This window comes from Methanolobus vulcani, assembly GCF_006546655.1.
In the GTDB taxonomy this organism is placed as follows: domain Archaea; phylum Halobacteriota; class Methanosarcinia; order Methanosarcinales; family Methanosarcinaceae; genus Methanolobus; species Methanolobus vulcani_A.
This window is the reverse complement of record NZ_VIAQ01000014.1, coordinates 1-12,571: the sequence shown is the minus strand read 5'-3', so window position 1 is coordinate 12,571 and position 12,571 is coordinate 1. Positions and strand designations below refer to the sequence as shown.

The 12,571-nt window shown below is 36.1% G+C and carries 7 protein-coding genes; 1 reads left to right on the top strand and 6 read right to left on the bottom strand.

From position 1 onward, the window contains the following. Positions 1 to 28 precede the first annotated feature (28 nt). The 5 genes from FKV42_RS07150 to FKV42_RS07130 all read right to left on the bottom strand — a co-directional run bounded on the left by FKV42_RS07150 (position 29) and on the right by FKV42_RS07130 (position 7,410). On the bottom strand, positions 29 to 1,135 hold the full coding sequence (locus FKV42_RS07150; RefSeq protein WP_154809563.1) for an FIST signal transduction protein: 1,107 nt from the start codon (positions 1,133 to 1,135) through the stop codon (positions 29 to 31). A gap of 4 nt (positions 1,136 to 1,139) precedes the next feature. After that, positions 1,140 to 1,349, bottom strand: a complete 210-nt coding sequence (locus FKV42_RS07145) for a hypothetical protein (protein WP_154809562.1) — start codon at positions 1,347 to 1,349, stop codon at positions 1,140 to 1,142. A 477-nt stretch (positions 1,350 to 1,826) separates the two neighbouring features. Then, on the bottom strand, positions 1,827 to 4,025 hold the full coding sequence (locus tag FKV42_RS07140; protein WP_154809561.1) for a PAS domain S-box protein: 2,199 nt from the start codon (positions 4,023 to 4,025) through the stop codon (positions 1,827 to 1,829). A gap of 178 nt (positions 4,026 to 4,203) precedes the next feature. Further along, the gene (locus FKV42_RS07135) at positions 4,204 to 6,900 is read right to left on the bottom strand and encodes a PAS domain S-box protein (protein ID WP_154809560.1); all 2,697 of its coding nucleotides are present in this window, start codon (positions 6,898 to 6,900) and stop codon (positions 4,204 to 4,206) included. Positions 6,901 to 7,119: 219 nt separating this feature from the next. Continuing rightward, positions 7,120 to 7,410: a putative quinol monooxygenase gene (locus tag FKV42_RS07130; protein WP_154809559.1), complete on the bottom strand. Its 291-nt coding sequence runs from the start codon at positions 7,408 to 7,410 to the stop codon at positions 7,120 to 7,122. Between the two features lie 711 nt (positions 7,411 to 8,121). Between FKV42_RS07130 and FKV42_RS07125 the strand changes: the two genes are divergently transcribed. Continuing rightward, a complete protein-coding gene (locus FKV42_RS07125) occupies positions 8,122 to 8,967 on the top strand; it encodes a DMT family transporter (protein WP_154809558.1) in 846 nt (281 codons plus the stop codon). 12 nt (positions 8,968 to 8,979) lie between these two features. On the opposite strand, the gene FKV42_RS07120 is transcribed toward FKV42_RS07125, so the two are convergent. Beyond that, positions 8,980 to 12,375, bottom strand: coding sequence for a sensor histidine kinase (locus FKV42_RS07120; protein ID WP_154809557.1), 3,396 nt, complete (start codon positions 12,373 to 12,375; stop codon positions 8,980 to 8,982). Between the last annotated feature and the right edge of the window lie 196 nt (positions 12,376 to 12,571).

The window sequence follows — 12,571 nt, the reverse complement described above, 5'->3', positions numbered from 1 at the left end:
TCCCTAAATAGGGAACAAATGTTTTACTTCATTTGAAAATGATCATGGTTGCAGTCTGGTTTATGTGTCCCAGATATTGCTCTCCATAAGTACTAAAACCAGTTGTGGGTATATCATTGAATATTTCAGCATATTCCTTGCTCTTACCGTCACTTTCAAGGTTTAAAGTTCTCAGAATGCAATTGAAGTTCACAAGACCACTGATCTCTCCGAACTCTTCAACTTTCTGCTGGAGAGCGTTTGCAGTTTCTTCTATAATATTTGCAGATTCCAGGAGGGATAATTCCATGCCTTCGAGAATTGAACAATAGAATTTAACACTTGATCCTTCTACAGCCTGTGGACTTCTTACATAAGGTTCATCGTCTATCATCAGTCCAAGAGGATTACTCATAAAATGACTTGAAAGTTCATCCACTGGAACATCGAGTGCTTTTGCATAAGCAACTGCTGCAGGTTCGTTGTTGAACTCTAGAATTTCTCTTGATGACTCATTGACTTTTGTTGCTACCAAAACCTTGTCCAGCACTTTGAAGCTCTGGGTCTTTATTATATCAAAACCGGATTTAACATCCATTAATGCGAGCACAGCTGCATCACTGTAGCTTTTGCCATTTGCACAAACATGTGTTGCCTCAAACTTCAGATCATCTCCTGCAGAGCCACCCACAAAGAAAACATTGGTTTTATTGCCTATGTTCTCCATCAGGCTTTCTTCAGCACAGGTCAATCCATCAATAAGCACCATTCCAAGATATTTCTTGTAATCCATCTCAGTCATCTTTTTGCCATAGAATGATTCAAAGGAATTCATTGCATCAGAAATATCTACGCCATCAGAAATACCTTCAACAATTTCGATTTTCACATTGTTCAAGACATCAGAATTAAAAGCCATTGCAACAACTGAATTTTTAAGCATTTCACCGCTAGTGATCTCTCCAGCTGTAGAACATCCTATAATATCGCTACTTGGGAAAGTGGCTTTCATTTCTGCACTTATTTTTTCAGACTCATAATTAGATGATGCAAAGAAAAGGACCATTCTTGGTTCAAAGTTGCCAAAGATACTTTTAATCTCCTCGACAGCTTCTTTTGTTGTTGTTTTATCAGATTTTGCTTTTACTATGTTCATTTTCTCACACTCCAGCCAGACTAACTCCCCATTCTGCTGCAATTGTTTGTAATTTTCCTATTATTACTGGATCATCTGGAGATGAAGCATCATATTTTTTAGGAATAACACCTTGCAAGCATAACTTAGCGTTTAACGAAGAAGCTAGTGTAGAATCATTACCACTTTTTTTTGATATTATGTGTTCTATCATTTTCTTTATTTTACCTGCCATTGACCTAACACCTCTTTTCAAAGAGATTTATTTCCCGCATTTATAATATGCCAAATTAAACAAATAATTTAATTAAACATAGTATAATTACAAAAAAATATATGGCATTTATTTATATATAATTATTTGTATATTAATGTGCAACTTTGTAGCAGGTAATCATAAATTTATTAAGTAACTTTATAGATGCTATAAAATGAACTATTGCCCCTATTAAGTTATTTTTTGACAAAGTCATCAACTCATACCAATTTCATAATTTTTTCATGATATTTTAGCATAAAATATTAATTACAAGTAAATTATATATGCAGTTGTTTGTTTTGTCATAGACATAGAATCAGAATATTGATGAAGTTGAACTATTGATTCTAATATTGCGTCAAATAACCATTAAGGATACGCAAACTCTTAAAAAAAATAGTGTTATCTATAAAAGAACAGTGCTTGTAGAACCGTAATACTTATGGCCAATAATCAAGCATTTCTCTGTTCAATAGGTATCGTAAATGTAAATGTACTGCCCTTTCCTTCTTCACTCTCAACCCAAATCCTTCCATCATGCATTTGCACAAATTGCTTTACCAGTGCCAGTCCAAGACCTGTGCCAGCGTATCTTCTTGTATGTGATGCATCAACCTGACTAAAAGGGTCAAATATTTCTTTCAATTTATCATGAGGGATTCCAATACCCGTATCTGATACAGATATTTGGACATCTTTGCCTGTCTGCTTTGCAATGACTGAAATTATACCGTTGGGAGGAGTAAATTTGATTGCATTGTCAATCAGGTTTAGCAATATTTGCTTGGTTTTCAATTTGTCTGCAAATATCTCAATATCTTTTATCTCATCTACAAATTTAAGATCAATATTTTTCTTAGCTACCAAAAAAGTGATGGATTCATTAACATCATTCATGATTGCAGAAAATACGAACTTCTCGCACTGAAGGTCCATTTTACCTGCTTCTATTTTAGACAGATCGAGAACATCATTTATGAGAGCAAGAAGATGTTTTCCACTTGAATTGATGTTATTTACGTATCCAAGCTGTTTTTCAGTGAGCTCTCCTGCTACCCCATCCTGCAATACATCAGAAAAACCGATCACTGATGTAAGAGGTGTGCGTAGTTCATGGCTCATGCTTGCAAGGAATTCACTCTTTACACGAGACGAATGCTCTGCTGTATTCTTTGCATCAAACATTGCCTTTACAGCTTGTTTTAATACGGTAATATCTTGTAATGTCTCTATGGCTCCTACAATCTTGTTGTCAGAGTCCTTGATTGGTGCAGCTGTGAATAGAAGCCATTTACCCAGGATTGGGAAATAATCTTCAGCCTGGTATCCTTCTTTTATAAAAGAAACCTGAAAATTCTTTTTAGCATAGAATTCTTTTATTTCATCTACACGATTATCGACTAAAAGGTCAGCAAGTGTCGGTCTTTCAAAACCATAGAGAGTTTTTGTCCATTCTCTTTTTGTCCCAATAACATCCTCAGTTTTAACACCTGTTAATCTTTCAATAGCTTTGTTCCAGTGTGTGACTACATGATCATTGTTTATTACAAATGTTGGCGTAGGGTTACCATTTATTATTTGGAACAGTTTCTCCTTTTTGTTCTTGATTTTTACCTCAGCTTCTTTTCGCTCTGTAATATCCCTGCCAACACCAAGCACTCCAATTAGTTGTCCACCTGAATCATACATGGGACTTTTGATTGTCTCCAGATATTCCTTATGTCCATCATCAGCATAGGTAATTTCTTCTTCATTCATACTGGGCTTCTCAGCTTCTAATGCCTCAATGTCCTTTTTTCTGAAGAAGTCTGCAAGTTCCTTATCAACAAAATCATAATCGGTCTTTCCAATGATCTCTGCTTCTTTTGCTCCAAAGAAACGCTCGAATTTGTGATTGCATCCGAGATACGCTCCATCAACATCCTTTAGCCATACAAGATCAGGAATAGTATTCAGCAATGCGCGTAGTTGACCCACATTATTACTTAGTGCAATTTCTGCTCGTTTGCGTGCGGTGATGTCCATTACGGTTCCTACAATCAAAACCAGATCCCCATTTTCATCGTACTTTCCCTGGAAGGTCGAGTAATAGTATCCAATACTGTTATCTGGACGAAGGAATTTCTGTTCATAGGAACCTGGATCATGGGATTTGAGTGCCCGATCTATCAACTCTTCGTTGCGTTGGTGGTCCTCAGGCCACGGCGACAACGCAAGTATTGAGTCAATTTGAGGGACGAATTTATTTGGATTAAGTTGGAAGATCTTGTACACTTCGTCAGACCATTCAACATCGCCTGTTTTCACATCCCAGTACCAATAACCAAGATGTGCCATTTCCTGCGCTTCTCTTAGTTTTCTTTCACTTTCACGCAATTCTTCCTTTGTCTCAAAAAGAGCCTGATTTGACCTTATTATTTCCTCTACTCGTGGTTTCAGATAAAAATAGAACAATAATCCAGTTGCAAGAACGAAAGCCCACCCTTTGTAGGTCCCCAGCATGGTACAGGTCTCCCTATCAAAAGCAAACACTTTTAGTAAAGAATTCGAGAATAATATCCAGAGACCAGCCAATAAAACATACAGTATTATAAATATCTTTATCTTAATGAAGTTGATATCAACATCTGTTCGCTTATCCCCTTTTATCATTCATCTGCCTCACACAGACTCTGCATTCAAATTGTGTATACAAAAAGGTCATTATCCACAATAATATTTATCATAGTTATAAAAAAAGATTACTATATGCAAGTGCAAGCATGACAATGTCAGAATATAGATGGATATATATGTACATATATATTAAAGCATTTTGAGAAAATGACAATCAATCATTTCTCGGATCAATTGGCACTGTAAAAGTGAAAGTGCTTCCCTTACCAACTTCACTTTCAACTGCAATCTCTCCGGAATGCATTTCTACATAATGTTTAACAATTGCAAGTCCAAGTCCTGTTCCACCATGAGTACGGCTTGTAGATGAACTTGCTTGCTTAAAAGGTTCAAAAATAGTTTTTTGTTTATCCAGAGGAATTCCAATACCATTGTCGGATACAGATATCTGAACATTTTCGTTCATTACTTTAGAATCGAACCACACTTTTCCATTTTTAGGTGCAAATTTGATCGCATTGCTAAGAAGATTAAACATGATCTGCTTGATTTTCATTCTGTCAGCATTTACTTCTAGTTTTTCGAAATCCCTGCGGCTTACAAAATCAATATTCTTCTCTTTGACCAGGGGTTCCGTTAGTACAATGATCTCATCCATTACTTCTCTGATATCTATTATCTCAGGTGCATATTCCATGTTGCCGGATTCTATTTTTGAAATATCAAGAATATCATTGATCAGATCTAAAAGGTGAGTGCCGCTTTTCAGTATATTAGAAACATATCGCATTTGCTTATCATTAAGATCTCCCATTATTTTTTCATTCAATATCTGGGAAAAACCGATAACTGAATTAAGTGGTGTGCGAAGTTCGTGACTCATGTTTGCAAGGAATTCAGATTTTATCTGGTTTGCATTTTCAGCCTCTATTTTGGAGTTTACCAATTCTTTTTCGGCTCTTTTTCTTTCACTAATATCCCTCCACACGCCAAATGTAAGTTTTTGATCACCTAGAATAGCTGTGTTTGCGCTGAGCTCCACATCAAGAATAGTCCCATTTTTATGTAGGTGGCATGTCTCAAAGAACGTACTATGTTTATCAGGAATATTCTCTTGTATTTCAAGTATTTCTTCACGTGTTAATTTGGCTTCCCAATCCCAGGCATGTAACTTGAGGAATTCCTCCATGCTATATCCAAGCATATCAGCAGATTTCTGGTTTGCCTCTACAACCTCTCCCTTCTGGTTAATGATAACGATACTATCCTGAGACTGCTCAATGAGGATACGCCTCATGAGAGTTTCTTCTTTTATTTTTTCTTCAGCTCTTTTTCTTTCAGTGATATCAGTGAGTGAACCTGCCATCCTGTAAGGATATCCGTTCTCGTCCCTCAGAGCTGCTCCTCTTGACAGTACCCATATATAATTTCCATTCTTATGGCGTAAGCGGAATTCAAGATCATAATCGGATATTTCATCTTTCAGGTATTTTCCAAGGCGATTCATCACTTTCTTTCTGTCATCAGGATGAATCATGTGTTTAAATATCGAAAATTTGTTTTGGAGTTCATGGTCCTCATAACCGGCCATTGCCTTCCATCTGGGCGAGAAATATATTTCATTGGTATACAGGTCCCAGTCCCATATTCCATTCTGTGAACCATCCACTGCTACCCGAAATCTTTCATAGCTTTTCTGCAGTTCGGTACTCTTTTCTTTAAGTGTCTCTTCAGTCTTCTTGCGCTCGGTTATGTCAATTGTTGCCGCCATAACCATTTCTACACCGTTGATGGTTACAGGGCTTAATCGGACATGCTCCCAAAAAGTATCTCCTGTTACCTTTCTGTTCAACCATTCAAATTCCTGAGTTCCTTCAGCTGCAGCTTTATGTATCCATCTCAGTGCATCTTCAAAGGAATATGGAGGATTCGTCCAGAAGTCATTTGCTTTTAGTTCCTCAAGTGAAGTAAGACCATACATCTCACAGGTTTTAAGATTGGCATCGATGATCTCACCGCTCTCAATGTCATGTATAATTATTGAAATCGGTGCTTCTGTGAAAAGCGCTCTATATTGTTCCTCTCTTTCCAGAATAGCGTTTTCTGCTTCTTTATGTTTAGTAATATCCTGAAAAACGGATGTAAAACAATCTTTATCAACTTTATAAGCATGAACATTATAATGCTTATTTAATTCTGGATAGAATGTTTCAAAATTAATAGGGGTACCTGTTAGGACAACATTTCCATAGGTTTCGATTAGGGAGGTTTCTTCAATACTTGGAAGAATTTCGGTAACACGTTTTCCAATAATATCGTTTACTTTCAGTCCAGTGTATTTCTCAAATGCGTTGTTCGCTTCTAAAAATACATAATCTATTGGCTTGCCACTCTTATCAAAAATCATTTTTTGGACGGATACTCCAATGATAGCATTGTCAAATAATGCTTTTAATTTCTTCAAAGTGTATCTGTAATAATTTTTAGTCGATTTATCCGGAAGATGTGACCCCTTTTCACTTTCATTTGTTTTAGCTATATCATAGACTGTGAGGAGAAGATAATTTTTTTCTTCAGTGTTGATAGGTACTGCGCAAATTTCCACATCATGGATGTCATGGTTCTGCAGTTGGTGCTTGAAAGTAAAGTTGTTTTTTACCAATTTTGTCGCTTTTGAGAATTCAGATCTTATTTCTTCTTCAGACAAAATGTCTATTTGGCTTATTCTCATTTGTCTGAGTTCTTCACATGACCAACCATAGTAATTAGAAGCAGCATTGTTTGCATTAATGATTTGCAGGCTCTCAGGATCAATAAAAAACATAACAGCATTATTGTTATTAAGCAATTGAGCATAGTCTGGTTTTATTTCATCCAGGATGCTTTTGGAAGGCATGTTGTTATTTTTCATAATCCCTCTTAACTGAGAACTTTAGAAAACGAGTTTTAGGTATGCTACCCAATTTGTTAACTTCTGCGCAAGATTCTCTCTCAATAGAGAATTAAGTTATATATAATTAATCTAATTGAATTAGTTTCAATTGGTTAAAAAAGAATGGGGAGGATAATTTTATGTTTGTTGCGATACTTATACGATCTTTTACTTCATATGTAAAGTGGCCGTAAAGTGTCACACAATTTTATTGTAAATATTTATCTCAACTTCTTTTTCAAAGCACTCTGTTGTCAAAGGAACTATCTCTTTGAAATGCGCAGAATCAAAGTGTCTTTCCAGACAATTGTTATCTTCCCATTCCTCGATCATGGTCAGGACTAGTGGATCTTTTGAATCCTGATAAAGACCATATTCAATGCAGCCTTCTTCTTTCAATGTCTCTTTGACCAATTTTTTGCTTAAACCAATATAATCTTCTACCTTTTCAGGTTTAACATAGTGCTTTGCAACGACTTTGATTGTCATGTAATCATCCTGATACTAAAAATAGTCATTATTTTTTATCGTATGAGTTGTAGTATACCTTTTCTTCCATATACCTATCCTATGGCTCAGCTTTCTGTGCAGAATATCCAATAGGTACAAATCCAAGGGGACTTACATGTTCCTGTAACTTGAAAGCTTTTCTGAAACCATCTACCTTGTCTTCATCCGTATATTTCCAGATAAATCCACGGGTTATACAGGCAAAATCACTGAAACGCTATTTGCACATGTAAATTACTTCATACTATCGAACATTTCTATAGGGCATAACTTATATGAGGTAATACTAACAATTAGTATTGTAATAGCTAATGATTTTGCTTTATAGGAGTTAACTATAATTATACGGGAACGGGGTAGAAATAAATGCAATTGTTAAGTATTCAATACCAATTATGCACTCATTGCAAAATTCCATTGAAACGTCTGAGAATCCAGTCTAATGTTCTATATTATTGTCCAAAATGTGGGCGTAAGACATCTACTAAATATTTGCAATAAAGAGAATGATCATTCTCTTACTACTTCTTTTTATTAATTTCTAAAAGCATACATCAAATATTTTGATGCTAATAAGGATATAAGTTCAAGATCTTTATATCTAAATGCTTCTAATGTTTCTTATTCTCCATCTACAAACCTAAACATAATATACAAAACGATCATTCTGGGAATTACCGGAGAAACAAAATGCTCTTAGTTGACAATCTCGCAAATGTCTTTGCGCTTTTAGCCGCATTATCATGGGGTGCCGGAGATTTTGTAGGTGGATGTGCTACCAGGAGGACAAATGCCTATTCTGCTGTAATGGCCACACAGTTAACAGGCATAATTATGTTTCCGGTTCTTGCATTAGCATTTTCAGAGAACCTACCTTCACTGAACAATCTCATGTGGGGTGGCCTCGCAGGATTTTTCGGAGCCTCAGGACTTATTTTACTTTATATGAGTATGGCCAGGGGAAAAATGAGCATCGTTGTTACACTGGCTGCCATAATAGCGATAATTATACCTGTAATTTATTCCGCTATAAATGAAGGAATTCCTGACACATTTAAAATTGCGGGTTTTATCTTAGCACTCATTGGCATATGGTTCATTGTCAGAATGAATGCAGGATTAAACTTAGAAAACAAAGATGTAGAATACATAGCAGTTGCAGGTATATTGTTCGGCCTGTTTTTTATATCCATTGACAAATTCAGTTCCACTGGAATTTACTGGCCATTGACATTTTCAAGAATAACAGCACTTATCATGCTCACAGGATTTATGATGTTAACAAAGGCTTCCAGTAAACCGACATCTGATGCATTTCTGCTAGTGATCCTTGCAGGAATATTAAATACAGGAGGTGTTGTCCTCTTTGCTCTGGCTTCTGTAGCAGGAAGGCTGGATGTAGCCACAATTCTTTCATCATTAAGCCCAGCAGTCACAGTATTACTGGCATGCATTATTTTAAAAGAACAGCTTGCTCCGCGTCAATGGGTAGGAGTGATAGCTTCAATTACAGCTATTGTTCTTATATCAATGTGATATTGTAATCAATCATTTCCCTGGGTCAATTGGGATAATGAACGTAAACGTGCTTCCTTTGCCAACATCACTTTTAACATAAATATCCCCTGAATGCATTTCTACATAATATTTAACAATTGCAAGCCCGAGTCCTGTTCCTCCATGAGTGCGGTTATTTGATGAACTTACTTGCTTGAATGGGTCAAAAATAGTTTTTTGTTCATTCAAAGGAATTCCAATACCATTGTCGGATACAGATATCTGGACATTTCCGTTGATTATTTTAGAATCAAACCACACTTTCCCATTTTTAGGAGTAAATTTGATTGCGTTGCTAAGAAGATTAAACATGATCTGTTTGATTTTCATTCTGTCGACATTTATTTCCAGCTTATCGAATTCACTGTTGGTTTCAAAATCAATATGCTTATCTGTAACCAGAGGTTCCGTTAGCACTATAATTTCATCCATTATTTCTCTGATATCTGTTATTTCAGGTGTATATTCCATATTGCCGGATTCAATTTTTGAAATATCAAGAATGTCATTGATAAGTTCCAACAAATGCTTGCCACTTTTCTGTATATTAGAAACATAATGCATTTGTTTTTCATTCATATCACCAAATATTTGTTCATTCAACATCTGGGAAAAACCAATTACTGAATTAAGTGGTGTGCGAAGCTCATGGCTCATATTGGCAATGAACTCGGATTTTATCTGGTTTGACTCCTCAGCCAGGGCTTTAGCTCTAAGTAAAGCCACTTCCGTTTCTTTACGTTCAGTAATGTCCCTGCACACGGAGAAAATTTGTGTTTCCGTATTTAAAGTTGCCATGCTGGTACTGATCTCCACATCAATAAAAGTCCCATCTTTTCGGCGAATAGTTGTCTCTACATATTGTGGTCTTTCTTTGAAATTCTTGAAGAAAAAAGTTATCTCTTCGCATGTCCATTTGGCATCCAGTTGCCATACATTCATCTCCAGAAGTTCATCAGGAGAATATCCCGTCATCTCAGCATACTTTTTATTAGCTTCCAGTATTTTGCTATTTTTGTCCAGAATAACTATACCATCATTGGAATTTTCAATAAGGAGACGTCTTCGTTTAATCTCTTCTGCAATTCTCCTCTCTGTCTCTTTTCTCTCGGTAATGTCCTGGATCATTCCAATAACCACATTTCTTTCAGCAAAATATTCAGCAGCAGAGTGAATATCACGAATTTGGCCGTCAGTTTTTCTTTTTATCTTAAACTCAACATCATAAGGGAGATTTTTCTGAACAAGATTAGTCATAGCTTCATCAAGCATAGGGTGATATTCAGGTAATGGCATTTCACGGATCTCTGCAATAGTATATTCCTTATCATCATCAAGTCCGTATATTTTCCTTGCTTCCTCCGATGTATCGACTTTTCGTGTATTCGGGTTAATTTCCCAGCTTCCTACATTTGCAACACTTTGTGCTGCACGCAGTTGCATATCTTTCCTTAGTAATTCCATCTCTGATTTTTTACGTTCAGTTATATCTGTCAGTAATAGAGTAAGTCCGATGACATTACCTTCGTCATCCTCAAGAGGACTATAGGCAGTCTCATACCATCTTCTTTCAAGTAAAGAGTCGCCGTATTCTTCAATAAGGGTGAAAGCTTCGCCTGCAAGTGCCCTGTCAAAATTGTGTTTTGCCTTTTCAAAATCAGCAGAATGTTTGATGTAATCAAGCATACAGGCACCAATCTTGATATCAGCGTTCCATATGCTTTTCATTGCCATTTGATGGTTCTTATTGAATGCAATATATCGGTAATCTTTATCAAGAGCAAATATAACAACATCTTTCGGACTTTCTATAACTTCCTGGAGAATTTCATGTGCCTGCCTGTATTTCTGCTCTGCTTGCTTTAATATTTCCGCAGTTCTATTTCTTTCAGTAATATCCCTGCAGATGCAATATGCCAGATTCCGCCCGCTTATTATTGCATTGTTAGTAGTAACTTCCACATCAAATGAGCTACCATCTTTACGGAAGTGCTTTGTCTCAAAATGTGTAAACGATTTATCATTAGTTTTAATTACTTTAATTAGATTGTCTCTATTTAATGATCTATCCCAATCCCATATGTGTAACTGGAGTAATTCATCCATTGGATATCCAAGCATATCCGCATATTTCTGGTTTGCTTCCACAATTTTTCCATTTTGATTGATAACAACAATCCCATCGTTTGCCTGCTCAAAGAAAATACGTCTTCTGATGTTTTCTTCTGCAAGCTTTGCTTCAGCTTTCTTCTTCTCGGTGATATCGGCATGAGTTCCATACATGAGAAGTGGTTTACTATTTTCATCCCATTCTATTACTTTACCACGGGTGAGTACCCATACCCATTCCCTATTTTTGTGCAGCATACGTATTTCACATTCATAGTAGTCCAATTCCCTCGCAAAGTGTTTTTTAAGAAGTAACTCTGCTTTTTCCACGTCTTCCGGATGGACAAGTTCTTCCCATGTCTGAAAATCAAGAGGTATCAGTTCATCCAGTGTATATCCTACTATCTCTGCCCAACGTTCATTGAATGAAGTTTTACCTGTCTGAACATTCCATTCCCATGTTCCGACATTTGTACTCTCAATGATGTTTTCAAGGCGTTGACTCTCTTCTAACAGATCTTTTTCCGCTTGTTTCCTTTTGGAAATATCCCTGCCAACTCCTAATACACCTATAATATTCCCACTTAAATCATACATCGGAGTTTTGATTGTTTCCAGATATTCCATATGTCCATCTGCAGCATAGGTGACCATTTCTTCATTAACCAGAGGCCTGCCCGCTTCTAATGCTTCCATATCCTTTTGTCTGAAAAAATCTGCAAGCTCTTTAGCATGGAAGTCATAGTCGGTTTTTCCAATGATGTCTGATATAGGTGCATTAAACAATAGTTCCATTTTAGTATTGCATGTGATGAACACACCATTGATATCTTTAAGCCATACTATATCAGGAAGAGTATCTATAAACGTGTGCAGTTGTTTTTGAATGTTTTGGAATTGTTTTTCATATTTATCTTCAATTTCTTTTGGTTCTGTAAAATCACGAATAATAGAGCACAGCAGGTTTTTTTCTTCAACGCTTGTTGGAAATGTATTTACTTCAACATCTCTTATTTCATCACTGGCAATCCGCTGTTTAAAGAAAAAGTGATTTTGTATTTCATTCATTGCCTTTTGGACTGCCGCTGAGATTTCATCCTCAGGCATTAAAGTGATCTGGGAAAAATTCCTGCCAGTGAGTTCCTTAAAATTCCATCCGTAAAATTCACAGGCAGCATGGTTTGCATCAACAATATCAAGATTATCAGGGTCCATGAGTAACATAATGACATGGGCATTGTCAAATAATGTCCTGTATCCGTTTTCATTTATTCCCATAATAATTCCCCCCCCCCCACTAATCCTTTTTTCCTGATGATTTGGATTTCTATAAGGAAAAATCCATCATTATGGCCTACTAGATGGATTTTCAATACTACTATCAAATTACATGTATGTATTATTATATAAATCACTGCTTATTTTTTAATGTGAATAAATTTAATATTTTATTCTATAGAGGATTCAGATTAAC